The sequence below is a fragment of the Flagellimonas okinawensis genome, from assembly GCF_029194005.1.
GTDB lineage: Bacteria > Bacteroidota > Bacteroidia > Flavobacteriales > Flavobacteriaceae > Flagellimonas > Flagellimonas okinawensis.
In genome coordinates this window covers 117901-144799 of record NZ_JARFVA010000006.1, presented here as the reverse complement: position 1 = coordinate 144799, position 26899 = coordinate 117901, and the positions used below count along the sequence as shown (strand labels likewise).

At 45.0% G+C, this 26899-nt stretch carries 20 protein-coding genes and 2 tRNA genes; 10 read left to right on the top strand and 12 right to left on the bottom strand.

The features are described 5' to 3' along the window. Window positions 1-3: 3 nt before the first annotated feature. The 4 genes from PY091_RS15515 to gcvT form a co-directional block, all read right to left on the bottom strand. A complete protein-coding gene (locus tag PY091_RS15515) occupies window positions 4-714 on the bottom strand; it encodes a YebC/PmpR family DNA-binding transcriptional regulator (RefSeq protein WP_275650517.1) in 711 nt (236 codons plus the stop codon). Window positions 715-779: 65 nt separating this feature from the next. Next, the gene (locus PY091_RS15510; protein WP_275650516.1) at window positions 780-1067 is read right to left on the bottom strand and encodes a 4a-hydroxytetrahydrobiopterin dehydratase; all 288 of its coding nucleotides are present in this window, start codon (window positions 1065-1067) and stop codon (window positions 780-782) included. Between the two features lie 47 nt (window positions 1068-1114). Continuing rightward, window positions 1115-1933 carry a sugar nucleotide-binding protein gene (locus tag PY091_RS15505; protein WP_275650515.1) on the bottom strand — a complete coding sequence of 273 codons (819 nt, stop codon included), beginning with the start codon at window positions 1931-1933 and terminating at the stop codon, window positions 1115-1117. 7 nt (window positions 1934-1940) lie between these two features. After that, window positions 1941-3029, bottom strand: coding sequence for a glycine cleavage system aminomethyltransferase GcvT (gcvT, locus tag PY091_RS15500; RefSeq protein ID WP_275650514.1), 1089 nt, complete (start codon window positions 3027-3029; stop codon window positions 1941-1943). A 139-nt stretch (window positions 3030-3168) separates the two neighbouring features. Between gcvT and PY091_RS15495 the strand changes: the two genes are divergently transcribed. Then, entirely contained in the window at window positions 3169-4785 is a 1617-nt protein-coding gene (locus PY091_RS15495) for an aminopeptidase P family protein (protein WP_275650513.1), read from the top strand. Here PY091_RS15495 and thrC read toward each other — a convergent pair. From thrC to thrA, 3 genes are read right to left on the bottom strand one after another with little or no spacing between them, the layout of a single operon-like run. Continuing rightward, window positions 4782-6077, bottom strand: a complete 1296-nt coding sequence (gene thrC / locus PY091_RS15490) for a threonine synthase (RefSeq protein ID WP_275650512.1) — start codon at window positions 6075-6077, stop codon at window positions 4782-4784. The two genes, PY091_RS15495 and thrC, sit on opposite strands and share 4 nt — an antisense overlap. Before the next feature lie 4 nt (window positions 6078-6081). Beyond that, window positions 6082-7005 carry a homoserine kinase gene (locus tag PY091_RS15485; protein ID WP_275650511.1) on the bottom strand — a complete coding sequence of 308 codons (924 nt, stop codon included), beginning with the start codon at window positions 7003-7005 and terminating at the stop codon, window positions 6082-6084. Window positions 7006-7008: 3 nt separating this feature from the next. Beyond that, window positions 7009-9453, bottom strand: a complete 2445-nt coding sequence (gene thrA, locus PY091_RS15480) for a bifunctional aspartate kinase/homoserine dehydrogenase I (RefSeq protein WP_275650510.1) — start codon at window positions 9451-9453, stop codon at window positions 7009-7011. 259 nt (window positions 9454-9712) lie between these two features. On the opposite strand from thrA, the gene PY091_RS15475 reads away from it, so the two are divergent. Beyond that, window positions 9713-11248 carry an NAD(P)H-hydrate dehydratase gene (locus PY091_RS15475; RefSeq protein ID WP_275650509.1) on the top strand — a complete coding sequence of 512 codons (1536 nt, stop codon included), beginning with the start codon at window positions 9713-9715 and terminating at the stop codon, window positions 11246-11248. Here the strand turns inward: PY091_RS15475 and PY091_RS15470 are convergent. Further along, complete coding sequence (locus PY091_RS15470; protein ID WP_275650508.1) at window positions 11245-11664, bottom strand: STAS/SEC14 domain-containing protein; 420 nt, start codon at window positions 11662-11664, stop codon at window positions 11245-11247. The genes PY091_RS15475 and PY091_RS15470 overlap by 4 nt on opposite strands. 154 nt (window positions 11665-11818) lie before the next feature. After that, window positions 11819-14377, bottom strand: coding sequence for an ATP-dependent Clp protease ATP-binding subunit (locus PY091_RS15465; RefSeq protein WP_275650507.1), 2559 nt, complete (start codon window positions 14375-14377; stop codon window positions 11819-11821). A gap of 261 nt (window positions 14378-14638) precedes the next feature. Between PY091_RS15465 and gyrA the strand changes: the two genes are divergently transcribed. Beyond that, entirely contained in the window at window positions 14639-17167 is a 2529-nt protein-coding gene (gene gyrA, locus PY091_RS15460; protein WP_275650506.1) for a DNA gyrase subunit A, read from the top strand. A 48-nt stretch (window positions 17168-17215) separates the two neighbouring features. Beyond that, entirely contained in the window at window positions 17216-18478 is a 1263-nt protein-coding gene (locus PY091_RS15455) for a tetratricopeptide repeat protein (RefSeq protein WP_275650505.1), read from the top strand. Window positions 18479-18525: 47 nt separating this feature from the next. Here the strand turns inward: PY091_RS15455 and PY091_RS15450 are convergent, their stop codons facing one another. Both PY091_RS15450 and PY091_RS15445 read right to left on the bottom strand, forming a co-directional pair. Beyond that, window positions 18526-19278 (bottom strand): C40 family peptidase, encoded by a 753-nt coding sequence (locus PY091_RS15450; protein ID WP_275650504.1) that lies wholly within the window; start codon window positions 19276-19278, stop codon window positions 18526-18528. Window positions 19279-19298: 20 nt separating this feature from the next. Beyond that, the gene (locus PY091_RS15445) at window positions 19299-20474 is read right to left on the bottom strand and encodes an acetyl-CoA C-acyltransferase (RefSeq protein ID WP_275650503.1); all 1176 of its coding nucleotides are present in this window, start codon (window positions 20472-20474) and stop codon (window positions 19299-19301) included. A gap of 113 nt (window positions 20475-20587) precedes the next feature. Between PY091_RS15445 and PY091_RS15440 the strand changes: the two genes are divergently transcribed. The 4 genes from PY091_RS15440 to PY091_RS15425 all read left to right on the top strand — a co-directional run bounded on the left by PY091_RS15440 (window position 20588) and on the right by PY091_RS15425 (window position 24416). Continuing rightward, a complete protein-coding gene (locus tag PY091_RS15440; RefSeq protein ID WP_275650502.1) occupies window positions 20588-22624 on the top strand; it encodes an HD family phosphohydrolase in 2037 nt (678 codons plus the stop codon). A 113-nt stretch (window positions 22625-22737) separates the two neighbouring features. Continuing rightward, window positions 22738-22821, top strand: a tRNA-Ser gene (locus tag PY091_RS15435). 17 nt (window positions 22822-22838) lie between these two features. After that, a tRNA-Pro gene (locus PY091_RS15430) sits at window positions 22839-22913 on the top strand. Between the two features lie 222 nt (window positions 22914-23135). Continuing rightward, on the top strand, window positions 23136-24416 hold the full coding sequence (locus tag PY091_RS15425) for a site-specific integrase (RefSeq protein ID WP_275650501.1): 1281 nt from the start codon (window positions 23136-23138) through the stop codon (window positions 24414-24416). A 221-nt stretch (window positions 24417-24637) separates the two neighbouring features. On the opposite strand, the gene PY091_RS15420 is transcribed toward PY091_RS15425, so the two are convergent. Then, a complete protein-coding gene (locus PY091_RS15420) occupies window positions 24638-24823 on the bottom strand; it encodes a hypothetical protein (RefSeq protein WP_275650500.1) in 186 nt (61 codons plus the stop codon). A gap of 310 nt (window positions 24824-25133) precedes the next feature. On the opposite strand from PY091_RS15420, the gene PY091_RS15415 reads away from it, so the two are divergent. Both PY091_RS15415 and PY091_RS15410 read left to right on the top strand, forming a co-directional pair. Then, window positions 25134-25919 (top strand): type IV toxin-antitoxin system AbiEi family antitoxin, encoded by a 786-nt coding sequence (locus PY091_RS15415; protein ID WP_275650499.1) that lies wholly within the window; start codon window positions 25134-25136, stop codon window positions 25917-25919. Further along, window positions 25912-26805, top strand: a complete 894-nt coding sequence (locus PY091_RS15410; RefSeq protein ID WP_275650498.1) for a nucleotidyl transferase AbiEii/AbiGii toxin family protein — start codon at window positions 25912-25914, stop codon at window positions 26803-26805. The genes PY091_RS15415 and PY091_RS15410 overlap by 8 nt, the downstream gene beginning before the upstream one ends. Window positions 26806-26899: the final 94 nt, after the last annotated feature.

The window sequence follows — 26899 nt, the reverse complement described above, 5'->3', positions numbered from 1 at the left end:
AAATTATTCCTTCATACTATGGAAGACGTTCTGGACATCGTCATCCTCCTCTATTTTCTCTAGAAGTTTTTCAACATCGGCAACTTCTTCTTCATTCAGTTCCTTGGTCACCTGCGGAATTCTATCAAAGCCAGAAGAAATGATTTCTATTTCCCTGGACTCCAATTCTTTTTGGATGGCCCCGAAATTCTCAAAAGGTGCGTAAATGTGGATTCCGTCCTCGTCGACAAAAACTTCTTCCGCTCCAAAGTCGATCATTTCGAGCTCTAATTCCTCAGGGTCCAATCCCTCACCATTGATGGTGAAACTACAGGTATGGTCGAACATGAATTCCACCGAACCGGAAGTGCCCAGACTACCGTTGCATTTATTGAAGTAACTACGGATATTGGCCACAGTTCTGGTGTTGTTGTCCGTAGCGGTCTCGATCAAGATGGCAATTCCATGGGGAGCATAACCTTCGAATAATACTTCCTTGTAATCTCCTTGGTTTTTGTCGGAGGCCCTTTTAATGGCACGCTCAATGTTGTCCTTGGGCATGTTCACTGACTTTGCGTTCTGAATTACCGCACGTAGCTTGGCATTGGCATCTGGATCAGGCCCACCTTCCTTAACGGCCATTACAATGTCCTTGCCAATTCTTGTGAATGCTTTGGACATTGCGGCCCATCGCTTCATTTTTCGTGCTTTTCTAAATTCGAACGCTCTTCCCATAATAATTTAAAATTCTGGATGAGGGCAAATTTAGCAAAAAATGCCCCTTTGTCAAGTTGAATATTTTAAGACTGCGCAACAATTTTTTCAATGGACTTGGCAAGATCAATGTCCTTTTGTGTAATGCCGTCGGCATCATGGGTGCTCAACTTAATGCTCAAGCTGTTGTAGACGTTTTCCCAATTGGGATGATGGTCCTGTTTTTCACATTCAAAGGCTATATGGGTCATCACGGAAAAGGCCTCCTTAAAGTCGTTAAAGGTGAACGACTTCTCCAACATATCGTTTACTAGTTTCCAGCCCGGAAATTCCTTTAGGGCCCTGTCAATTTGATCGGTACTTAATTTTTTCATGTATCGGGTTTGCTTAAAGGTAACCAATCAAATGTCCAATCCGAAAACTAAACGGGTAAATGGTGGTCTATGATTTCTTGGCAGCTGATACGAAGATTTTTTGGCAGGACATTGTCCTTTGGCAGAGCGGCCAGATACCGATCCTCATTGGTGGTGTAGACCCTTTTGTATATGGGATGGTAATTCCCCAAGTGCCCGATGACCTCTTTGATGAATTCCTCGTGCTGTATGAGGTCGCTACTGCCCAAGTGAAAGATGCCCGTTTTGTTCCTGTTGATCAGGTAGTGTATCTGTTGGGTGAGCCTATCGTCATTGGTAACGTTGATGATCAGGTTGGGAAACACCTCGATAGGTTCTTTGTTTTCGATACTTTCTTTGATTTCCTTGATCCTGGGAGAGGAATTTCCAAAGACCATGGGTATGCGCAGAATTGCGGTCTTTTCCTTGGGCAACCGCATCATCATATTCTCGATCTTGATTTTTAACCGACCATAGACACTTAATGATAGGGTCTTATCATTTTCGTAGGACGGGAACTTACTGTAGGCATCGAAAACATTGGCGGAAGAAATAAAGTACAACTTGGCATCGGTCTTGACCAAGTACTCCATTAAATGTTGATGTGCCTGTATCTGTGCCGGAAAATTTCCGCGAAGAGAGGATATGATCACATCCGGCCTCACTTTTTGAAGTACCTGAAAGATATCATCTTCCTCCAGGTCATAGCGTAAAAACTGTTTGTTGGATGCAAAGGAGCGATTGGTGAAATAAGTGCCGTAGGTATCAAAATAGGAGCAGAGTTCTTTGTATATGGCATTGCCTACAAAGCCACTCGCTCCCAATATCAGTATCCTTTTTTTATCCAAATGCTAACTAGATGTTTTTGTAAAATGGCAATTTCACCACATTTGCCATTATGTTGTTTTTTCGAACTTTAATATAGATCGGGGTATCCAATTTGGAAAACTCCGTGGTCACATATCCCAATCCGATACCTTTGGAAAGTGATGGTGACATGGTGCCCGAAGTCACTTTTCCGATCTCGTTCCCATCGGCATCCAATATCGGGTACCCTGTTCTTGGGATGCCCCGTTCTTCCATTTGGAAAGCGATCAGCTTTCTTTTGGGACCTGCTGCCTTTTCCTTGGCGAAATTTTCACTGTTCACAAATTCTTTGGTAAACTTCGTGACCCATCCCAAACCGGCCTCGAAAGGGGAAGTGGTGTCATCAATATCGTTGCCATAAAGGCAATAGCCCATTTCAAGGCGAAGGGTATCCCGTGCCGCCAATCCAATGGGCTTGATACCATAGTCGGCCCCGGCCTCAAGGACCTTGTCCCAAACTTGCTGTACCTCTGAATTTTTGCAGTAGATCTCAAAGCCTCCTGAACCAGTGTATCCGGTCGCTGATATAATGACATGCTCGATGCCTGCAAAGTCACCGACCACAAAGTTGTAGAATTTAATGGAGGAAAGATCCACCGAGGTCAGGGATTGCATGGCATCAACTGCTTTTGGGCCCTGAATGGCCAAAAGGGAGTAGTCATCCGATATATCCCTCATCACTGCACCCACTGCTTCGTTATACTTGGTTATATGGTTCCAATCCTTTTCAATGTTGGATGCATTCACTACCAAAAGATAGGTTTCTTCCTTTATCCTATATACAATAAGGTCATCCACGATACCTCCCGTTTCATTGGGCATATAACTGTACTGCGCCTTACCAACGGTCAATTTTGAAGCGTCGTTCGAAGTGACTTTCTGAATCAGTTCCAAAGCCTTTGGCCCCTCAATCAAAAACTCGCCCATGTGGGAAACATCAAACACACCGACCCCTTTGCGAACTGTTTCGTGTTCAATATTGACACCCTCATAGGAAACGGGCATGTTGTAGCCCGCAAAAGGTACCATTTTGGCCCCCAGTGCTTCGTGCGTTTTTGTAAGTGCAGTATTTTTCATTGACTTTATTTTTAGCATTGGCAAATTTATAGAATTAATTAAGGATACCCTTCTTTTTGCCATTCATGATTTTGCTAAAATGATAAGGTTCTGAATTTATGGTATGTGCAAAATTTGTATTTTGATAAAAAATTAGAAAATGCCAAAATATATCTCTTGCCTTTTATGCACCATGTTTCTTGCCATAGCGGGAAATTCCCAAGACCTGCCCACCGATTATTTGCCTGCCGATTTCCATAAGGAAAGAAGGGAGGCCGTCAGGGCAAAATTACCTCCCAACACGGCTGTGGTGCTGTTCGCCAATGCTGAGCGCAACCGTGCCAACGATGTGGACTATGTGTACCACCAAGACCCCAACTTTTATTATTTAACGGGTTATAAGGAACCCAATGCGGTTCTTGTTCTATTTTCTGAAGCACAGACCGATGCAGATGGAAATACCTTTGATGAACTTTTTTATGTTCAGGAAAGGAACGCAAGAGCCGAACAGTGGACAGGTAAACGACTGGGTGTGGAAGGAGCGAAGGAAAAATTGGGATTCGATATGGTGTTCAACGGGAGCGATTTTGAAAACTTCCCGTTGGATTTCAAAGCTTTTGACCATGTGTCCTTTGTGGATTTCCATAACGATTATCGCGATAAATCCGGTTCGGCAGACCTTTTCGACCTGATCAAGACCTTCAAGGTGAAGGCCAATTACCCGGCGGACTATAATCCTGTTCGCAACGAACTGTACAAAAGGATAGCCGCGGTGACTCCAGAAAACAGCAAGGAGGTGGCCGAGACCATTGAACGTTACATGGAACGCTACCCTGAATTGCAGGAGGATGATATCTTGAATGATTTTATAGGGGCCAACAACGAAGGGATACGCGATGAGGTAAAGAATAAAGTGATGGTGATCCAACGATCGACAAATTTGGACTCCAGTATTCTACCAAAGGTCATGGCCGAGTTGCGCCAGGACAAGACTCCAGAGGAAATGAAGTTGCTGAAACGTGCGATAGAAATCTCTGCGGTCGGGCAGATAGAGGTGATGAAGGCCATGCATCCCAATATGTCCGAAACGGAGATACAGGGGGTACATGAATATGTATACAAAAGATATGGTGCCGAATATGAGGGCTATCCATCCATCGTGGGCGGCGGTCATAACGGTTGTATACTTCATTATATAGAGAACAATAAGACCAAGGTCGGTGATGACCTGGTACTCATGGACCTAGGGGCTGAATATCATGGGTATACGGCCGATGTGACCCGGACCATTCCTGCCAACGGGAAGTTTTCACCGGAACAGAAGGCCATATATGATATCGTCTACAATGCACAGGAAGCGGGAATAGCTGCCAGTGTTGTCGGTGCTTCTTTCAGAGAGCCCCACAAGGCGGCCTTGGATGTGGTGACCAAAGGTTTATTGGATCTGGGCATCATCAAGGATGCCAAGGATGCGAGGATTTATTTTCCGCACGGTACCTCACATTATTTGGGGTTGGACGTACATGATGCGGGTACTTATCAAGCTTTCAGGCCAAATCAGGTAATTACCGTGGAGCCTGGAATCTATATTCCCGAGAATAGTGATTGCGATGAAAAATGGTGGGGAATCGCCGTTAGGATCGAGGACGATATCCTTATCACTGAAAATGGGCCCATCAATCTTTCCGGAATGGCGCCAAGGACTACCGAGGCCATAGAGGAAGTGATGAAACAACCGAGTCCCTTGGACAGTTTTAAACTGCCCAAGTTGGATTAAACCTCAAGGAGGAACCGCTTCAATTCCTGGTACGTGGAGATGGTGTGTGATTTTTTATCCTTGTCCATCACCTTCATGATCTGTGGTGGGATTTCAGGGCTCAGGCCCAAGGTTTCTTCCACCACATCCAAGAACTTAACGGGGTGTGCCGTTTCAAGAAAAATACCATAGGTGTCCGGATGTGTTTTTTGATATTCCTTTAATCCAAGGTAGCCCACGGCACCATGGGGGTCCATTACATAAGCTGTTTGGTCGTAGACTTCTTTCATGGCTCTTTTGGTCGCTTCATCCGTGAGAGAATACGAGAAAAGGTTCCGTCTGAGCGATTCCAGATCATCCTTGTACAAATGTCTGATACGGATAAAATTGCTAGGATCACCCACGTCCATGGCATTGGAAATTGTGGCCTTGGACGACATGGGTTCGTAAATTCCCTTATTCAAATACTTTGGTACCACGTCATTGACATTGGTCGAGGCTACAAAATGTTGGACCGGCATTCCCAATTTTTGGGCCACCATCCCGGCACAGATATTGCCAAAATTTCCTGATGGAACTGAAAAGACGATTTCTTTTCCTTTGGATTTAGCTTGTTTATAGGCGAACAAAAAGTAGAACATTTGGGGCAACCATCTCGCCACGTTAATGCTGTTGGCCGAGGTCAATTTTTTGTGTCCCGTGATTTCTTTGTCCAAAAAAGCCGTCTTTACCATCTGTTGGCAGTCGTCAAAAACACCGTCCACCTCCATGGCCTCGATATTTTGGCCCAGGGTGGTCAATTGCTTTTCCTGTATCTCACTGACCTTTCCACTCGGATATAGGATGACCACGTTTACACCATCCACTCCCAAAAAGCCGTTGGCAACGGCACCTCCGGTATCCCCGGAAGTGGCCACCAAAACGGTGACATCCTGTTTTTTGCCCTGTGAAAAGTAGCCCAGACAATTTGCCATGAACCGTGCACCAACATCTTTGAAAGCCATGGTGGGGCCGTGAAAAAGTTCCAGGGTCGCCACACCTTCCTCGATGTCCACCACGGGAAAATCAAAATCAAGGGTATTGGCGATGATGTCCCGTAGTGCCTCATCGGGAATATCATCACTAACAAATTGATGAATGGCCCTAAAGGCTATTTCATGGTTGGAAAGCGCTTCGATATGTTGAAAGAAATCAGAGGGCAGGGGCGTGATGAGCTCTGGAAAGTAGAGTCCCTTATCTGGCGCAATGCCGGCAATGACCGCCTCCTTGAACGAAGCCTGAATGTTTTTATCGTTTAAACTGTGGAATTTCATGGAATTAGGAGATTATTTTAACACCTTGACTATTGATTTTGGAGACATGGATATCAAAATCCACACCGATGTCCCGATAGGTGGCCTTCATGGAATCCGCCACTGCCTCTGCAATTTTTTGTCCTTTGCTCAAGGCAAAAATGGAAGGTCCGGATCCGGATATCCCACTGCCCAAAGCACCTGTTTTTATAGCGTTGGTCTTGATATCATCAAAGGCAGGGATCAATATCGAACGAATGGGCTCCACGATATGATCGTGCAGCGATCGCCCGATCAAGTCGTAATCGTTTTGGAACAGTCCCGCCACAAGCCCTCCAAGATTGCCCCATTGACGGATTCCCTGTTCCATGGAGATCGTGGTCTTCAGAATCTTTCTCGAGTCCGATGTCTTTATCTCGATCTGGGGATGAATCACCGTAGCGAACAATTCCGAAGGTGTCGGTATGGGAACGATATCGAGCGGGTCGTAACTGCGGACCAAGGTAAACCCACCGTAAATGGCAGGGGCCACGTTGTCCGCATGGGCAACATCACTGGCAAGTTTTTCTCCCTGCATGGCAAATTCCACCAGTTCCAAGTTGGAAAAGGGCCTGCCCAATAGTTCGTTCATGGCCCAAACGGCACCGGAAGAGCTGGCAGCACTGCTGCCTATACCACTTCCCGGCTTTATCCGTTTGTCTATTTCAATTTCAAAACCGCCTTCATAATCACTTTTGGCCAGTAGGGCCAAACCGGCTACGCCCGCCACATTTTTAACGGTTTCCAATGGAAGGTCCTGTCCGATAATTTTGGTGATGCGAATCCCTTTTTCAGCAGTTTTTCGAATGGTCATTTGATCGCCCACGGAATCCAGGGCCAGACCGAGCACGTCAAATCCGCAGGAGACATTGGCAATGGTCGCAGGGCAAAATACTTTGATTTCCTCCATGATCTAAAAATTTCCGATTCGAACGATATCCGCAAAGATACCTGATGCGGTGACATCTGCACCGGCCCCGGCCCCTTTGATGATCAAAGGTTGGTTCACGTACCTGTCCGTAAAGAACAAAACAATATTATCGCTTCCCTCCAAGTTATAAAAATCATGTCCTTTTGGGATTTGTTGCAGTCCGACCTTGGCCTTGCCATCTTCAAACTGGGCAACATATTTTAGTTTGCAGCCGGCATCGGCAGCATCCTTGTAACGTTTCTGAAAATCGGTCTCATACTTCTTCAGGCTTTCAAAAAATGCCTCGTTGGAGTCCGTTTCCAGGCTCTCCTCGGGTAGGAAAGCCTCGTTCTCGATATCCTCAATATCCAATTGGTAGCCGCTCTCCCTTGCCAGGATCAAAATTTTGCGCATCACGTCCACCCCGCTCAGATCTATGGTCGGGTCGGGTTCCGTATATCCTTCCGCCTGTGCTTGTTTCACCACGTCATGGAAGGTAGTGGAGTTGTCAAAGGTGTTGAACACAAAGTTGAGGCTGCCGGACAATACCGCCTGTATCTTTCTGACCTTGTCGCCTGAAGCGATCAAGTGCTTCAGGGTGTCGATGATGGGAAGACCGGCTCCGACATTGGTCTCGAACAGATATGGTGCATTGTATTGCTTGGCCAGTTGTTTGAGTTCCTGGTAATAGCCATAATCCGAGGAAGATGCGATTTTGTTACAGGTCACTACCGAAATACTGTTTTTGAGATAACTGGAATAGCTTTTGGAAACTTCGGCGCTGGCCGTATTGTCCACAAAAATACTGTTGCGGTAATTCAACGAATTGATGCGGTCAAAAAATGCCCCCTTGTCCGCAGTCTCACCTTGCTCGAGGATATTTTCCCAATCCTTCAGTGAAATTCCGTTCTCGTCAAAGGCCATTTTTCTGGAATTGCTGATACCGATCACGCGTACATTCAGTTTTAGCTCCTCCTTTAAATATTTTTTTTGTTGACGTATCTGGCCCAGGAACTTTGAACCGACATTACCGACTCCCATGACGAATAGGTTGAGCTGCTTGATATTTTCTTCGAAAAAGGTCTCGTGTAGTGAGTTGAGCGCCTTTTTCACATCCTCTTTTTTGATGACCGCCGAAATATTACGCTCCGACGCCCCTTGGGCAATGGCCCTTATATTTACATTGTTCTTGCCCAAGGTACTGAACATCTTACCGCTCAAACCTTGATGGCTCTTCATATTGTCTCCTACCAATGCGATAATGGTCAGGTCTTTTTCAACAAGGACCGGCTTTATCTTTTTAGTGGATATCTCGTATTCGAAGGTTTCGTTCACTGCTTCTGCCGCTAGATCTACATCCTCATCGGAAATTCCCACACATATGGAATGTTCGGAAGATGCCTGGGTGATCATTACGATACTGATGTTCTTTATGGAGAGTGTCTCGAAAAACCGCTTGGATATCCCTGGGATCCCGATCATGCCCGGACCTTCTAGGGAAAGCAGGCTTATATTCCCCACATGGCTGATGCCCCTCACGGTTTTGCCGTTCCCGTTGGTATTTTTGGAGATCAAAGTCCCCGGGTTATCGGGCTGGAAGGTATTTTTTATGGCAATGGGGATAGCTTTGCCCAGTACGGGCTGTATGGTAGGGGGGTACAGAACCTTGGCCCCAAAATGTGAAAGCTCCATGGCCTCTTGATAGCTTATCTCTGCCACGCATTTGGCCTGCTTTACCAATTTGGGATTGGCCGTGTACATTCCGCTGACGTCGGTCCAAATCTCCAACATATCCGCATCCACCGCGGCGGCAATTATTGCAGCGGTGTAATCGGAACCACCTCTTCCCAAGGTCGTGATATCACCATTTTTACTGGCGGCCACAAATCCGGGCAAAAGCGAAATCCTGTGATTGTTCGCCGAGAAAAAAACGTTGCAGTTGGTATTGGTGGTATTGAAATCCACATTGGCCTTGCCAAAGTTATTGTCCGTCTTGATAAGTTCCCTGCTATCCTTAAATATGGCGTCCAAACCTTGGGATATTAAAAACTCACTGATTATGAAGGACGATAACAGTTCACCGTAGCTTACGATCTTATCGGAAAGTTTAGGTGTTAGCTCACCAATTAAATAGGCTCCTTCCAAGAGGGTCTCCAAGGTGTTGAGTTCGCTTTTTACCTTGCTCAGTGCTGGGCTCTGCGCCGTAACGGGGATCAACTCCCTGATGGCCGAAATATGTCTGTCCTCGATGGCCTTCAGGCTCTCCTTGTAGGTTGCATCTTGGTCGGAGGCCAACTGCGATGCACCGATCAATAGGTCCGTAATCCCTCCAAAGGCTGAGACCACTACCGCTAAGCGGTCATTTTCCGATTGTTCCAAGATGGATCTGACCTTATGTATGTTTTCTGGATTGGCAACAGAAGTGCCTCCAAATTTTAAGACTTTCATGATAAAGAATTGTTGTGAAAAATTGAAAATAGAATAAAAAAACGGACGGAATTATATATAGCAGACTTACCCCAAAGGGGTGGTAATGGTAATGGTGAAAGTTGATGAAAAGGGATTCATCAAATTAAGGTTAATATCCGTTTGTTTTGGCTCCATTGCTCTGTAATGAGGTGATAAATGTAGTACTTTTGTATACTTCATCAAATCGATGGGGTTGTTTTTTGCGAAATCCTTAGGAATAATCAATTTTTTTTGCTGAATGAAAATATTTTCTGCCGATCAAATCTATCAAGCTGATAAATCAACAATCAAGAAGGAGGGGATAACGAGCGATGAGCTCATGGAAAGGGCCGCGACACAGCTTTTTGATTGGATGCATTCCCGTTTAAGGGGCACTCAGGTCACCGTTCAACTTTTCTGTGGAATCGGTAACAACGGGGGTGATGGATTGGTATTGGCCAGAAAATTGAACGAGCACGGTTATTCGATCAAGGTGCATGTGGTAAATTACAGTGATAAAAGGTCGGATGATTTTTTGTTGAACCTGGAACGTTTGAAGGATGGAAAGGTGTGGCCCAATTTTATAAATGAGGAAAGCGATCTGCCGGACATATCACCGAACGATATCGTGGTGGATGCCATCTTTGGAATAGGTCTGAACCGTTCTCCCGATGAATGGGTGGGGAATTTGATCAACCATATCAATGCTTCGCAAGCCTTTACACTTTCTGTGGACGTTCCCTCTGGTTTACCGCTCGACAGGGTTCCTTGGGAACCTTCCTTTGTGGTCAGAGCAAGTTATGTGTTGACCTTTCAGTTACCTAAGCTAGTATTCTTCTTGCCCCAGACCGGAGTATATGTGAATCAATGGGAAATGTTGGATATTGGATTGGACCGGGACTACCTGAATCGAACACAGACGCATTTTGAATTGATAGGTCGCCCGGAGGTACTTCCCTTGTACCGTCCCAGATTAAAATTTTCCCATAAGGGAACCTATGGTCATTCACTGATCGTCGGGGGCAGTTATGGCAAGATAGGGGCCGTACAATTGGCGTGCAATTCATGTTTGACCGTTGGGAGTGGCCTGGTGACTGCTTTCTTGCCCAAATGTGGGTATGATGCCATGCAGACGGCGGTACCGGAGGTCATGGTACTGACAGGATCCAGGGATAGGAACATTTCAGGGATAGAGGTTCCTTTTGAGCCGACCGTTGTTGGTATAGGAATCGGGATCGGCCAGGATGACGATACCGTTTCGGCCTTTGGTGCATTTCTGAAAAGGATGGGAACACCTATGGTCATCGATGCCGATGGACTCAATATTTTATCTCACAAGCCGGATATGCTCAAGGATGTGCCGGAAATGTCCGTGCTTACCCCGCATCCAAAAGAATTGGAGCGATTGATCGGAAAATGGTCGTCAGATTTTGAAAAACTCGAAAAGGCCAAAACTTTCGCTGCCAAATATAATGTAGTAATAGTGATTAAAGGAGCTCATACCATTACCATTTATAACGGGAAGGGATATGTGAACACTACTGGGAATCCTGGCATGGCCACAGCGGGTAGCGGAGATGTTTTGATGGGGATGATCACCGGACTGATGGCTCAAGGGTATTCATCTGTCGATGCCGCAATTTTTGGGGTGTACCTACATGGGTTGGCTGGTGACCTTGGTGTGTCCACGACCGGATATGAAGCATTGAGGGCTTCCACTATTATAGACCATATTGGAAAGGCATATGCGGAACTGTTCCGACAACCAGAAATGGAACAAAATGAGAATGGTTAAGCGCTGTTCCTGCCCTTTTTGGATTTGAGCCTTTTTTGAATCCAGGTCAGTGCGTTGTCAAACTCGATAAAGAACTCCATCGGTTTTTTGTAGAACATCTTTTCGATGTTGAAGTTGTGCATGTCTATTTCCTTTTTGGAAACTATGGCGAATGCCTTTAGGTTTTCCATGCCCCTAAGGTAATTGTACACTGTTGGGTCCACTGCATAAGAATTCTGTCTGAGGCTTATGTAGCCAAAGTCCTTGTCCCTAAAATGAATTTCTGAAATCCCGATAATCTGGTAGGTTCTCTCTAGTGTGATGGTGGCGCCTTCGTCAAAAGAAGCGACCATATAATTGTCAAAAACCTGTACGGTCCCGATATCCAGTTGGTACTCGCGTACCACCACGGTCTTCTTTTTAGAAGTGATTTTCATTCCCAAGTGTAATTATAGTGTCTCGTGTACGAAATTATTTGGGAATGCCACTCAGCGAAAAAATAATAGATTAAAGGTTAAAATATCGTATGTATGGTAAATAAGGACATAAAAAAAGCTGACCTAATGGTCAGCTTTTTGAAAGTGTTCGAATTTATTTTTCAGCTTCTGGCGATTTTTCCGCCTTCTTGATCTTTATGGTGAGTTCTTCTTTCTCCTCGTTGAGATCCATGAAAATGCTGTCGCCCTCTTCTAGCTTGGTGTTGACAATCTCTTCGGCCAGTGCATCCTCGATATACTTCTGGATGGCCCTTTTCAAAGGTCTTGCTCCATATTGTTTGTCAAATCCTTTATCGGCGATATAATCCTTGGCCTTGTCGGAAAGGTTCAAATCGTAGCCAATCTCCTTGATCCTTTTGTACAATTTGTTCAATTCGATATCGATGATCTTGTGGATGTCCTCGCGTTCCAATGAATTGAAGACCACAACATCGTCGATCCTGTTCAGGAATTCAGGGGCGAAGGCCTTTTTGAGGGCGTTTTCGATAACGCTCTTCTGGTGGTCATCTGCCTGTGCTTTTTTAGCAGCGGTACCAAAACCGACACCTTGTCCGAAATCCTTCAATTGTCTTGCCCCTATATTGGAGGTCATGATGATGATGGTATTCCTGAAGTCGATCTTACGGCCCAAACTATCGGTAAGGAATCCATCGTCCAAAACCTGTAGCAACATATTGAACACATCTGGGTGGGCCTTTTCCACCTCGTCCAATAATACTACGGAATAGGGCTTGCGGCGCACCTTTTCGGTGAGTTGCCCGCCTTCTTCATAACCTACGTATCCCGGAGGTGCACCTACCAATCTTGAAATGGCGAACTTTTCCATGTATTCGCTCATATCGATACGGATCAGGGCATCTTCGGAATCAAATAGTTCCTTGGCGAGTATTTTTGCCAATTGGGTCTTACCCACTCCGGTTTGTCCCAAGAAAATGAACGAACCTATGGGTTTGTTCGGATCCTTTAGTCCTGCACGGTTACGTTGGATGGCCCTTGCCACCTTGGAGACGGCTTCATCTTGACCAATAACGAAACCTTTGATCAGGTTCGGCAATTCAGCCAATTTGTTGCTTTCCGTCTGGGCAATTCTGTTTACCGGGATTCCGCTCATCATGGAAACCACGTCGGCAACATTGTCCTCGGATACGGTTTCTCTATGAAGTTTGCTTTCTTCTTCCCAGCGTTCTTGTGCCGTGGCCAACTCTTTTTCTAGGCGTTTTTCGTCGTCCCTAAGCTTGGCGGCCTCTTCGTATTTCTGTTTTTTTACAACGCTGTTCTTCAGTTCGCGTACATCCTCCAGCTGGCTTTCCAGTTCGAGGATCTGCTTGGGCACATCCATGTTGACGATGTGCACCCTGGAACCTGCCTCGTCCAGTGCATCAATCGCCTTGTCCGGTAGAAAGCGGTCCGTCATGTAACGGTTGGTCAATTTTACACAGGCCATAATGGCATCATCCGTATAATTGACATTGTGATGTTCCTCGTACTTGCCTTTGATGTTCATCAATATTTCGATGGTCTCCTCCACGGAAGTGGGTTCTACCATTACCTTTTGGAAACGACGTTCCAGGGCGCCATCTTTTTCGATGTACTGTCTGTATTCGTCCAATGTGGTCGCTCCGATACATTGAATTTCCCCTCTTGCCAATGCCGGTTTGAACATATTGGAAGCGTCCAGGCTTCCCGTTGCACCACCAGCACCTACAATGGTGTGTATCTCATCAATGAACAGAATGATGTCGTCGTTCTTCTCCAGTTCGTTCATCACGGCTTTCATACGTTCTTCGAACTGTCCGCGGTATTTGGTTCCCGCCACCAAAGAGGCCAGGTCAAGTGTTACCACGCGTTTGTTGTAAAGTATCCTTGATACCTTTTTGTTGATGATGCGCAAGGCCAGGCCCTCCGCAATGGCGCTCTTACCGACACCGGGTTCCCCAATAAGCAGTGGATTGTTCTTTTTCCTTCTGCTCAGTATTTGGGAAACACGTTCGATCTCCTTTTCCCTGCCCACAACGGGGTCCAATTTGTTCTCTTCGGCCAAACGGGTCAGATCCCTTCCGAAGTTGTCCAATACCGGGGTTTTGGACTTTTTGTTTCCTTTTTGGGAAGCGCCTCCGGAGCCGAAGGAGCTTTCTTTGCTATCTCCCATATCATCAGTGTCCCCGGGGAAAGATTCCGCTTGGGGCGTGTCTATGTAGTCGTCGTCACTGGTGATCATGGACTTGAACTGTTCCTTGACATTGTCATAGTCCACTTTCAGTTTGTGCAACAACTTGGTTGTTGGATCATTTTCGTTCCTGAGGATGCAGAGCAATAGGTGCGCCGTGTTGATGGAAGAACTTTGGAAAAGCTTAGCTTCCAAGAAGGTGGTCTTCAAGGCCCGTTCCGCTTGGCGGGTCAGGTGAAGGTTCTTCTTGTCCTTTTGTATCGTTCCAGTATTCGGATTGGCCGGACTCAGGATTTCCACCTTTCTACGCAGGTGGTCCAAATCCACATCTAGTGCATCCAATATATTTATGGCCTTGCCATTCCCGTCTCTCAAAAGACCTAGCATAAGGTGTTCTGTGCCAATAAAGTCATGGCCCAGTCTCAGGGCTTCTTCCTTGCTGTATGCTATAACGTCCTTTACGCGGGGGGAAAAATTGTCGTCCATACGTTTCTTTTTCAGCAATTAAAATTAATAAAAGTATTGTTACGGTGGTCAAATACCATACCCTTATTCGACAAAGTAGTTGTAAATGTCGGAATAATTCAGGTTTTTCCGCTATTTAACAAAGCTTTATTATCACAATCTTGATAATACCCGCAATGTTGATAATTTTTTTAATAAAGTATTCGCAAAGCGTTATAAAGGCTGCTATTTTCTGTATATTGCCATGATAATTTAACCACAAAAAATCAATAGTAAAAAAGCATGGCGGAAGGAGAAAAGTTAATTCCTATCAACATAGAGGATGAGATGAAATCTGCCTACATTGATTATTCAATGTCGGTCATTGTGTCACGTGCCCTGCCAGATGTTCGTGATGGTTTAAAGCCTGTTCACCGAAGAGTGCTCTACGGAATGCACGATCTAGGTGTAAGGTCCAATAGTTCGCATAAAAAATCCGCCCGTATCGTCGGGGAGGTATTGGGTAAGTATCATCCCCATGGTGATTCTTCCGTATACGATACCATGGTTCGAATGGCCCAGGAATGGAGCTTGAGGTATATGTTGGTCGATGGCCAGGGTAACTTCGGTTCGATCGATGGGGACAGTCCGGCGGCCATGCGTTATACCGAGGCCAAGATGCGCAAGATCGCAGAGGAGATGTTGGCCGATATCGATAAGGATACCGTTGATCATCAGCTCAATTTCGATGATACCATCGAGGAGCCCACGGTCTTGCCTACCCGGATCCCTAACCTTTTGGTGAACGGTGCATCGGGAATCGCAGTAGGTATGGCCACCAATATGCCGCCACACAACCTTTCCGAGGTCGTGGATGGCACCGTAGCCTATATAGACAACCATGATATCGAGATCGATGAGCTCATTACACATATCAAAGCACCGGATTTCCCGACCGGGGGAATCATCTACGGTTACGATGGTGTAAAAGAAGCGTTCCATACGGGAAGGGGCCGCGTAGTGATGCGTGCCAAGGCCACCATTGAGGAGGTACAGGGCAAGGAAAGCATCGTGGTCACCGAAATCCCGTACCAGGTTAACAAGGCGGATATGATCAAAAAGACCGCCGAACTGGTCAACGAGAAAAAGATAGAGGGCATTTCCACCATCAGGGACGAATCCGACCGGAACGGTATGCGGATCGTATATATCCTAAAGCGTGATGCCATACCGAACATTGTACTCAATATGTTGTACAAGTACACGGCTTTGCAATCCTCTTTCAGTGTCAATAATATTGCTTTGGTCAACGGTAGGCCCGAGCTCTTGAACCTTAAGGACATCATCCACCATTTTGTGGAGCATAGGCACGAGGTCGTGGTCCGTAGGACCAAGTTCGAGCTGAAAAAGGCCGAAGACCGTGCTCATATCCTTGAAGGGCTGATCATAGCCTCGGACAATATTGACGAGGTCATCGCCATCATAAGGGGGTCTTCCAATGTTGAGGAGGCACGTAACAATTTGATCGAACGTTTCAAACTGACCGAAGTACAGGCCAAGGCCATTGTTGAAATGCGTTTGCGCCAACTTACGGGACTGGAACAGGACAAATTGCGCGAAGAGCACGCAGAGTTATTGAAGACCATCGAGGACCTGAAGGATATTCTAGAAAAGAAGGAGCGAAGAATGCAGATCATCAAAGATGAGCTGCTCGAGGTCAAGGAAAAGTATGGTGATGATAGAAGATCGGAGATCAATTATGCGGGAGGTGATCTGAGTATAGAGGATATGATACCGGACGAGCAGGTGGTCATTACAATTTCGCACGCTGGATACATCAAAAGAACGCCACTGTCCGAATATAAGACACAAAACAGGGGAGGAGTGGGCCAGAAGGCATCCTCAACTCGAAATGAGGACTTTTTGGAGCACCTTTTCGTTGGTACCAACCACCAATACATGTTGTTCTTCACTCAGAATGGAAAATGTTTCTGGATGAGGGTGTTTGAAATTCCGGAAGGAAGCAGGACATCAAAGGGAAGGGCGATCCAAAACCTTATCAATATCGAACAAGATGACAAGGTGAAGGCCTTTATCTGTACCCAGGACCTCAAGGACGAAGAGTACGTGAACAGTCATTTTGTGATCATGGCAACCAAGAAGGGTACCGTCAAAAAGACACCTTTGGAACAGTATTCCAGACCGCGTCAAAATGGTATCAATGCCATCACCGTTCGTGATGGTGACGAACTATTGGAAGCTAAATTGACCACAGGTACCAGCCAAATATTCCTGGGCCTCAAATCAGGAAAGGCCATCCGTTTCGAGGAATCCAAAACAAGACCAATGGGCAGAAATGCATCAGGTGTTCGTGGCATCACTTTGGCGGACGACAACGATGAGGTCGTAGGAATGGTGTCCGTACATAATTTTGAGGACGACATCCTTGTGGTGTCCGAAAGGGGTTATGGTAAGCGATCCAATATAGAGGACTACAGGGTCACCAATAGGGGTGGTAAAGGTGTAAAGACCATTTCCATCACCGATAAGACAGGAGGCCTTGTCGCGATCAAGAATGTTACGGATACCGATGATCTGATGATCATCAATAAATCAGGTATCGCTATCAGAATGGGTGTTGAAAATCTTAGGGTTATGGGAAGGGCGACGCAAGGTGTACGCTTGATCAATCTAAAGGACAACGATTCCATTGCGGCGGTCGCCAAGGTCATGAAGGAAGATGACCCGATGGACGGTGAGGATATCAGGGATATCGAGGTCAATGGAGAAGATGGCACGGCTATTGATACCAATACGGACGATAAAGAATAAATAATCAAGTAATAATCGATAAACACTAAATAAATTTCAATTTTTAACATGAGAACAAGAATATTAATACTACTAGCCATTGGAGTGTCCACATTGGGTTTTGCTCAAAAGGATGAGATGAAGACGGCGGAAAAGGCTTTAAAGGATGGTGATGCCGCAGCAGCGAAAGCAGCATTGACAAGCGCAGCTTCCTTGATCGATTCAGCCAAGGACAAAGAGCAGGCCGAGTATTATGCACTTCTGGGAAATGCAAATTACGAATTGGCCAAAAAGGGCGATGTGTCCGCTTTCCAATCGGCTTTGGATGCCTATAACAAGGTAATCGAAGTGGAAGAAGCCAGCGGTAAGTCCAAATATACTTCCGTGGCACAGGAAAAAATGGGGCAGATGACCGCCGATTTAGTAAACTCTGCCGTAGAGGACAACAACAACAAAAGGTTCAGCGAAGCTGCCGAAAAGTTGTACATGAGCTACACACTTAGCCCAAAGGACACCGTGTATCTTTATTATGCGGCAAGTAGCGCAGTAAACGCACAGGATTACGAAGAAGCGCTAAAATACTACAAAGAGCTAAAAGATGTGGATTATAGTGGTGAGTCCGTAACCTATACTGCTGTAAACGTAGAGTCCGGTGAAACTGAAAGCATGGACAAGGCCACTCGTGACCTTTATGTGAAAGCAGGTACCCACAAAGATCCCAAAGAGGAGGTGAGCCCGTCCAAAAAACCAGAAATCGTTAAGAACATTGCTTTGATCTACCAACAAATGGGAGACAATGAGAGAGCGATCGAGGCTTATGCGGATGCAAGGGCGGAAAATCCTGATGATGTAAACTTGGTACTCGGAGAGGCCAACCTATATTATGCCATTGGCGATAAGGACAAGTTCAAGGATTTGATGGGACAGGCTTCTGCCATGGCCCCTGACAATGCCGATCTTTTGTACAACATCGGTGTGATCAACATGGAGCAAGGTAACTTGGAAGATGCAAGGGATGCCTATAAAAAAGCATTGGCCATTGACCCGGGTTATATCAATGCATTATTGAACCTTTCCACAACATATGTAAACGAAGGTAACGGCTTGATCGATGAAATGAACGCCTTGGGTACTTCCAAAGCGGATATCGCCAAATATGACGAGTTGAAGGATAAAAAGGACAGCTTGTTCAGAGAAGGTGCAAATGTTTTGGAGGATGCCCTTCAGAGCAACCCGGACAATGAAAGCATCCTTACCCAATTGAAAAACATTTATGGAGCATTGGGAGACAATGAAAACTTCATGAGAATCAAAAAGCTTTTGGGAGAATAATATCAAGGATTCCCTTAAAAAAAGAGCCCCGATAATTCGGGGCTTTTTTATATCACTTTTTTGATGACCCTCAATTGATGGGTATATAATTTTTCATCGGAATTGAAGATGCCCGTATGATCGATGCGATCGATCCTTACATGGCCGTTGACATGGATGATGTAATTGTCCTTCAGGATGATTCCCACGTGGTCTATCACGCCCTCATTGTTGTCAAAAAATGCCAGGTCGCCAGGTTCGCTCTCTTCGATAAAACTCAGTGCTTCCCCTTGTTTGGATTGGGCTTCTTCCGTCCTTGAGAGGGAATGGCCATTAATTTTATAGACCATCTGTGCAAAGCCCGAACCGTCTATACCGAACGGGGTTTTTCCGCCCGATAAAAAGGGAGCCTTTAAATAAAGAAGGGCCGTGTTCACCAAGTTTTCCTTGGTCTTTTTGCCCGAGTCGACCTTTCCTTCGAATTGATGTCCCGGTATGGCACCTGGGTTTATCATGGATCCCATCAATATAGGTAAGAGCATCCCGTCCGAAGTACAGATATGCGATATGATATCCGAACAGATTTGGCGCTCTTCCAACGACTCCAGATCATTGTATACCTGCTCGGGGATTATGGTAAATTGTTGGTTGGATATCCAACCCTCAAAATTGTCGTAAGCTGTCCGGATCCTGCTCCATTTCTTCCTGCTTTCCAACACCTTGAAATGTTCCCCGTACAATAATTGAGAGGTCATTTCAGAGCAATCGTCAGGAATTGTTCGGATAGGAACAATGCTTAGGGGACAAATTCCATATTGCATTTACGGTACGGATTGAATCACTAATTTCTTTCCAAAACAATTGAAGAAGCACCTCCACCACCATTGCAGATGGCCGCTGCTCCCAACTTGGCATTGTTCTGTTCCAGTATGTTCAACAGGGTAATGGTGATCCTTGCACCGGAACAACCCAGTGGGTGTCCCAGGGATACGGCTCCTCCGTTGACGTTCACTTTGGAATCGTTGAGCCCCAATATCTTCATATTGGCAAGCCCGACAACGGAAAAGGCCTCGTTGAACTCAAAAAAGTCGATATCATCTATGGAGACCCCTGCTCTGTCCAGTGCTTTCGGCAAAGCTTTTGCAGGTGCGGTCGTAAACCATTCAGGTTCATGTGCGGCATCCGCATAGCCCTTTATAGTTGCCAAGGGCTTCAATCCAAGCTCCTGTGCTTTTTCCTCGCTCATCAAGACAACTGCCGCTGCACCATCATTGATCGTGGAGGCATTGGCCGCCGTCACTGTCCCGTCCTTGGAAAAGGCGGGGCGGAGTGCAGGCACTTTCTCCAGCTTTACATTTTTGAATTCCTCATCTTCGCTTACCACAATGGGTTCACCCCTTCTTTGCGGTACTTCCACGGGCACTACCTCATTGTTGAACTTACCGTTCTTCCATGCCTCCGCTGAGCGTTGGTAGGACTGTATGGCAAAGGCATCTTGGTCTTCCCTGCTAAATTCGTATTTCGTGGCACAGGCATCGGCACATACGCCCATTGCGTTTTGGTCGTAGGCATCCACCAGTCCGTCCCTCTGCATTCCATCTACCAAGGTGGCGGGACCGAACTTGGTCCCTGTTCTCATGTGCACGTAGTGGGGAATCATGCTCATGTTTTCCATACCACCGGCCACAACGATAGCGTTATCGCCCAGGGCAATGGACTGGGCCCCCTGCATAATCGTTTTCATTCCTGAGGAGCATACCTTGTTCACCGTGGTACACGGCACCGTATTTGGGATGCCGGCGTAGATGGCGGCCTGTCTGGCGGGAGCCTGACCGGTTCCTGCCTGTACCACATTCCCCATCAATACTTCTTCAACAAGTTCTGGCTTTAGACCAATTTTGTCCAAGGCACCTTTAATGGCCACTGCGCCCAATCTTGGTGCAGGAACACTGGATAGCGCTCCCATAAAACTCCCAATTGGGGTTCTGGCAGCGGAAACGATTACTACTTTTCTCATATGTGCATTTTTACTCCTGCGAAAATACTAAAATTAAATGCAAACCGATAGCGGTCGTAATCAACACCTTTGTTATATATATTTTCTATTTTTGATGCTAACAGAATTTGGTAATGGGAAAAACTTTGGATAACGTTTACAAACATCAGTCACTGGTCTACAAGTATTTCCTTTATGTGGTCTCGGTGGCCCTTATCGTATTCTTTTTCCCCAAAGGGGGCAAGTTCAAATATGACTTTCAGAAAGGCAAGCCCTGGCAATACGAAAACCTGTATGCACCGATCGATTTTTCCATTAAAAAGACTACGGAGGAAATAGAGCAGGAGCAATCCTCCATCCGCGACAACAAGACCCATTACTATTCTTTTGATGCTTCTATCGTCTCCAATGTGCAGGTGGAGGTCGCAGAGGAACTGAACACCTATTTCCAATCGGGGGACTTTTCTTCCGGACAACGACAGTCCCTAAGAACCTTGGCCGAAGAGGTCATTGATGAGGTATATGCCCATGGGATATTTCAAACGGTCCCAGAGGCAGAGTCCATCGTGGTGGTAAGGAATAATGAGGCCCAGCCAATTTCAAGAACAGATATTATTGCACTGGAAGGGGCCAAAAGGAACGTGTCCGAGCGGTTTGCCCAAGCAGGTTCAGAAGGCCTGTCCTTCCTGTCAGCCATGATACGAAATAGCCTAAAATCGAACCTAGTCTACGATGAGGCCCTGACCGAGAGCGCCCTAAGTGATGAGCTTTCCAAGATATCGTATACCAGGGGAGAGGTGGATCAGGGAAAATTGATCATCGCCAAAGGCGAGATCGTGGAGCCAGAGGATTTTAAGATATTGAACTCCCTCAAGGATGAATATGAGTCCGAACTCTGGATGGGAAGCAATTATTATTTCATCTTACTGGGGTATACCATTTTGGTGGCCCTGGTATTGATCATGCTGTTCCTTTTCCTGAAAAGGTATCGGAACGAAATATTCGAGAACAACAACAAGGTTACCTTTATATTTTTCAATATCCTTTTAATGGTGCTGGCCACTACCCTTATGGTGAAGCATTACGAAAGCTATATTTATATGGTGCCCCTGTGCATTCTGCCCTTGGTGCTCAAAAACTTTTTCGACGCCCGGTTGGGCCTATTTGTGCATGTGCTCACCGTGCTGATCCTGGGCTTTGTGGTACCCAATAGTTTTGAGTATATCTTCCTTCAGATCATTGCGGGTATTGTGACCATACTTACGGCATCCGAATTGTACAAACGGGCCAACCTATTTATCTCGGTAGGACAGATTACCTTGATATACATTATCGGTTATTTTGCTTTTCATGCCATACATGAGGGTAATTTGGAAAATATTGAATGGGTATTGTTCGGTGTGTTCGTACTCAACGGGCTTTTGACTCTTTTTGCGCAGCCATTGATCTATATGTTCGAGAAATTGTTCGGACTCATATCCGATGTTTCCCTGTTGGAACTTTCCGATACCAATTCAAAATTGCTCAAGGAACTTTCGGACAAGGCTCCCGGGACGTTCCATCACTCCCTGCAAGTAGCCAATTTGGCGGAGGCCGCGGCCAACGAAATAGGGGCGAACGCCATGTTGGTTAGGGTAGGTGCGCTGTATCATGATATCGGCAAAATGGAGCAGCCTACTTATTTTACGGAAAACCAGATCACCAATGTAAACCCGCATGACGATCTACCTCCCAAGGAGAGTGCCAAAATCATTATCGATCATGTGCTCAACGGAATAGAAATAGCCAGGAAGAACAACATTCCCGATAGGGTTATCGATTTTATAAGAACACATCACGGGACAACGACGGTGTATTATTTCTTTAAAAAGCAACAGGAATTGGAGCAGGAGGTGGATGTTGATGACTTTAAGTACCCGGGACCGATTCCATTTTCCAAAGAAACGGCTATATTGATGATGTCCGATTCCGTAGAGGCAGCCTCGAAAAGCCTTAAGAACCCGACGTTCACCATTATTGATGAATTTGTGGAGAAGATTGTCAAAGGTCAGATGCAGGCCGATCAGTTTTTAAATGCCAATATTACACTCAAGGAAATTGAATTGGTGAAAAAAGTGCTCAAGCAAAAACTGACAAATATCTATCATTTAAGGGTGGAATATCCTGAATAGCAAGGCTATCGAAAAAGATGCGATAAAAAAATGAAAAAATAGTTGCGATCTTACTTCTGAAAAGGTACATTTGCATCCGCATTTTCAGAGTGCACGTTCATAATAATTGAATAGGAGAGGTGCCGGAGTGGTAACGGAGCAGATTGCTAATCTGTCAGCGCGTAAGTGCTGCCCGGGTTCGAGTCCCGGTCTCTCCGCTTTTTCCAACACACCTCGGGGTGTAGCGTAGCCCGGTTATCGCGCCTGCTTTGGGAGCAGGAGGTCGCAGGTTCGAATCCTGCCACCCCGACAAATATGGTTTTTTTGTTAAAATTAAAAACCATAATTTATTGAAAGCCAGAGAATTAATTTTCTTTGGCTTTTTTTATATGCATATAAATGCAATATATGAGGGTGTCCTATAGGGTGTCCTATTATTTTTCAGGAGGATTTCTTAACTTAAATGCCCTGATTTGATCTTTTGTGTGATTTGACTTTCGCAAACGGAATGTTCCACTTAAAGCGAAAACACATGAAAAACTCCAATCAATTCAGTATCGGTTTCTGGCTGAAAAAGACCGCCAAGAAAAACGACGGCCAAATTCCCATCTATATCAGGATCAGATTTGGAAAACAACGATCTGATCTAAGTGTACACCGCACGGTCATAGAAAGCCATTGGTGCACTTCTTCGGGAAGGGTTCATCATCGGTTCAAAGAGGCGAAAGGCATCAACATGTACCTTGATGATATCCAGGCAAAGCTTTTGGACTGCCATAGACAGTTGATGGCCGAAGGGGCCCCTATATCCGCTCGTGCCATAAAAGAACGATTCTTGGGCAATGATAAGCCTGTACAGACCCTAAAGGATATCATTGAATTCCATCGCAAACATGAAGCCCCCAAATTGGCGAAAGGGACTGTCAAGAACTATTCGGCCACAGAAACCTATCTAGCCCGTTTTGTCAAAGAACGTTTTCGCACTTCGGATGTGAAACTATCACTAATAGATTATGCCTTCCTGATCGAGTTCGAGACCTATCTGAGGAATTGCGATACATTAGTGAAGAATCTTCCATTGAGCAACAATGGTATCATGAAGCATATGGAACGTTTCAAAAAGATGGTCACTTTGGCACATAAGTTTGGGTGCATGACCAGAAATCCATTTTCACTTTATAAAATGAAGTTTGATTCTTATGACAGTGATTTTTTGGAGGAGGAGGAAATCCTGAAAATACGGAATATGGTACTTAAGGACCCTGGTTTGGACAAGGTTCGGGACATATTTATTTTTTCATGTTACACAGGCCTGAGCTATATCGAGGTCAAAATGCTCAAACAAGGTGATATTGTCAAGGGCGTGGACGGAGGTGAATGGGTCAATGTAAGACGGAAAAAGACCAATACCCCCGTCAAGGTACCTCTCTTGTTCCATGCCAAATGCATTTTGGATAAGTATCGAAGTGTTCCCGATTACATGAACGATCATAGCCTATTGCCAGTTCTTTCAAACCAAAAAGTTAACAAGTACTTGAAAATCATAGTCAAATTGGCCGGAGTGGACAAGAATGTTACCTTCCATGTAGCGCGACATACGTTTGCTACCACTATAACATTGATGAACGATGTGCCGATAGAGACAGTCTCAAAACTCCTTGGTCATACGAAACTCTCTACGACGCAGAAATATGCAAGGGTCGTTGAGAAGAAAATTAGCAAGGATATGATGCAATTAAAAAAGGCAATGGAAGCAGGTCCTGATAGAGTATCCGAAAATGATGGGAATCCAGTGCTGAAAATTGTCAAGTAACTCAAATTGTTCTAAAGTATAGTTTAAAAACTCTCAATGCGTTGCTTATATGAGTTTCCACTGTCCTAATGGAAATGTCCCCAGCGACCGTATATTTTGGACAGGATAAAAAAGATATTGGAAAACCGTAAATTGATAAAGAAAAGAACGATGCTCAAAAGAAGGAAAGAGCACCAAATTCAAAAGTTGAAACTATGACTTAACTTTGGACCGGGCCAGTCCTAATTCGTTTGAAGACGTACATGGATACGTTCGTCCAAGTTGACGGCAGGTTTTTCAATGACTCCCTTTTTTTCTTTGGCAACGGTTTTTCCGATGGCCTCATCGGTCAACTTCTTTTGTACTTCCTTTTTAACGGTCGCAGTCTGTTTTTTTGCTACTCCGTTTGACTTTGTTTTTGTTTCCATGATAATGAAATTTTAGATTAAACAATATTTGAGGGCAACACAAACGGAAGACAAAATTTTGGAGCGGAAAGGAAACGGAATATAAATAGTAGAGGGAAAAGAAGTTGCTTTATGCCGTCCCTTTTCCGAGAAATATTTTGCGACGTTTATTTTTCGGGAATATTGTATGAATACTATCCAGTACCATATTCTTTATGGATGTACCATCCTTTTGGATATAATAAAGTTTAAGAACTTCTGAATACACAAACTTTTAGTTTGTATATTTGCAGTAAAATAAACCAAAGCGTTTTTTATAGTTTAAAAAAAGTTGAAAACAGAAACTATTGGTTTGGAAAAAGAGCAAAAAATAAACCATCTTCTTAATTCACAGCCTCCGGGAGTTGTGTATTTAAGTTCGTGGCTGACGGAAAACGGGTTCTCGACGCAATTGCTAAACCGATATAGGAATAGCAATTGGATATATTCCATAGGAACGGGTGCTTGGATGCGGGTAGGCGATAAGCCTACTTATCAGGGTGCATTGTTCGCATTGCAAGGACAAGCCGATTTGAATATCCATCCTGGAGGAAAAACCGCCTTGTCCTTATTGGGAAAGGCCCATTATCTGGAGTTGTCCACAAAGCACATAACGCTGTTCGGGGGAAGTGAAGAGAGATTGCCCACTTGGTTCTTGAAATACAACTGGGGGGTAAAAGTGAACTACTTCGGTTCCTCTTTTCTTCCTCCCCAAATAGGACTGCAAGCTTTGGAGCAAGGAACATTCAGTTTGTTAGTGTCCAACTCTACAAGGGCCTTGATGGAATGTCTGTACCTAACGCCCAAGAAGCAAGAGCTGGTCGAGTGCTATGAAATCATGGAGGGGTTGAACAACCTCCGGCCAAAACAGGTACAGGAACTTTTGGAAATATGTACCTCCATAAAAGTAAAGCGACTTTTTCTGTATATGGCAGAAAAGGCAGGGCACGATTGGTTTAAATACATCGACCTGAAAAAAATCGACCTCGGGAAAGGGAAGCGTTCCTTGGTGAAAGATGGTGTCTATATATCCAAATACCGAATCACCGTCCCAAAAACATTGGAAAATTATGAGTGATTACAAACAACAGGTTTCGCTATTGTTACAGGTATTGCCAGAAGTGGCAAAGGAACCGGCTTTTGCACTGCACGGGGGGACAGCCATCAACCTATTTGTAAGGGATATGGTCAGATTGTCCGTGGATATTGACTTGACCTACATTCCCATAGAGGACAGAAAAACATCTTTTAAGAACATTGTAGAAGGTCTTGCACACATAAAAACAAAACTCGAAAAAATTCTGCCAAAAGCTGCAATTACCCTTAAAAGGGAAACTTTAAAACTTCAAATCACTACTGTAAAAGCACAGATAAAATTGGAAGTGAACCAAATCAACAGGGGCGTGGTGGATGAAACGGTAACGTTGCCACTATGCGAAAAGGCCCAAGAGGAGTTTGATGTTTTCTGTGCCGTATCGGTAGTTCCTTTAGGACAGTTGTACGGTGGAAAAATCTGTGCCGCATTGGACCGCCAACACCCCAGGGATTTGTTCGATGTAAAATATCTGTTGGAAAATGAAGGATTTACCGAAGAAATCAAAAAGGGCTTCATGTTGTTCCTTTTGAGCAGCAACCGTCCCCTTCACGAAATGTTGCAGCCCAATTTTATCGACCAAAGGGAAACCATGGCCAACCAATTTGAAGGCATGAGCCCAGAACCCTTTACCTATGGGGATTTTGAAAAAGCCCGGGAAGAGTTGGTAGATGTAATTCATCAAAATCTAACAGATAAAAACAAGGAGTTTTTATTGAGTTTTGGCAAAGGGACACCCGATTGGAGCATTTATGATTTTGAACGGTTTCCCGCAGTGCAATGGAAACTACAGAACCTTATAAAACTTAAAAATGGCAATCCTGAAAAGCATGAAAGTTCTGTTGCTTCATTGAAGAAAGTATTGTATTGATTGAAATACAATATAATACAACTGGTTGGGCATTCTTATAGCGTACAGAAAGGAGTACATTTCAAGAGTGAGGTGAGATTATGGACTTGCAACA

What these genes read in the sequence shown, in the direction of transcription:
- PY091_RS15515 (WP_275650517.1), bottom strand. Translation starts at nt 714, where the DNA reads ATGGGAAGAGCGTTCGAATTTAGAAAAGCACGAAAAATGAAGCGATGG.
- PY091_RS15510 (WP_275650516.1), bottom strand. Translation starts at nt 1,067, where the DNA reads ATGAAAAAATTAAGTACCGATCAAATTGACAGGGCCCTAAAGGAATTT.
- gcvT (WP_275650514.1), bottom strand. Translation starts at nt 3,029, where the DNA reads ATGAAAAATACTGCACTTACAAAAACGCACGAAGCACTGGGGGCCAAA.
- PY091_RS15495 (WP_275650513.1), top strand. Translation starts at nt 3,169, where the DNA reads ATGCCAAAATATATCTCTTGCCTTTTATGCACCATGTTTCTTGCCATA.
- thrC (WP_275650512.1), bottom strand. Translation starts at nt 6,077, where the DNA reads ATGAAATTCCACAGTTTAAACGATAAAAACATTCAGGCTTCGTTCAAG.
- PY091_RS15485 (WP_275650511.1), bottom strand. Translation starts at nt 7,005, where the DNA reads ATGGAGGAAATCAAAGTATTTTGCCCTGCGACCATTGCCAATGTCTCC.
- thrA (WP_275650510.1), bottom strand. Translation starts at nt 9,453, where the DNA reads ATGAAAGTCTTAAAATTTGGAGGCACTTCTGTTGCCAATCCAGAAAAC.
- PY091_RS15475 (WP_275650509.1), top strand. Translation starts at nt 9,713, where the DNA reads ATGAAAATATTTTCTGCCGATCAAATCTATCAAGCTGATAAATCAACA.
- PY091_RS15470 (WP_275650508.1), bottom strand. Translation starts at nt 11,664, where the DNA reads ATGAAAATCACTTCTAAAAAGAAGACCGTGGTGGTACGCGAGTACCAA.
- PY091_RS15465 (WP_275650507.1), bottom strand. Translation starts at nt 14,377, where the DNA reads ATGGACGACAATTTTTCCCCCCGCGTAAAGGACGTTATAGCATACAGC.
- gyrA (WP_275650506.1), top strand. Translation starts at nt 14,639, where the DNA reads ATGGCGGAAGGAGAAAAGTTAATTCCTATCAACATAGAGGATGAGATG.
- PY091_RS15455 (WP_275650505.1), top strand. Translation starts at nt 17,216, where the DNA reads ATGAGAACAAGAATATTAATACTACTAGCCATTGGAGTGTCCACATTG.
- PY091_RS15450 (WP_275650504.1), bottom strand. Translation starts at nt 19,278, where the DNA reads ATGCAATATGGAATTTGTCCCCTAAGCATTGTTCCTATCCGAACAATT.
- PY091_RS15445 (WP_275650503.1), bottom strand. Translation starts at nt 20,474, where the DNA reads ATGAGAAAAGTAGTAATCGTTTCCGCTGCCAGAACCCCAATTGGGAGT.
- PY091_RS15440 (WP_275650502.1), top strand. Translation starts at nt 20,588, where the DNA reads ATGGGAAAAACTTTGGATAACGTTTACAAACATCAGTCACTGGTCTAC.
- PY091_RS15425 (WP_275650501.1), top strand. Translation starts at nt 23,136, where the DNA reads ATGAAAAACTCCAATCAATTCAGTATCGGTTTCTGGCTGAAAAAGACC.
- PY091_RS15420 (WP_275650500.1), bottom strand. Translation starts at nt 24,823, where the DNA reads ATGGAAACAAAAACAAAGTCAAACGGAGTAGCAAAAAAACAGACTGCG.
- PY091_RS15410 (WP_275650498.1), top strand. Translation starts at nt 25,912, where the DNA reads ATGAGTGATTACAAACAACAGGTTTCGCTATTGTTACAGGTATTGCCA.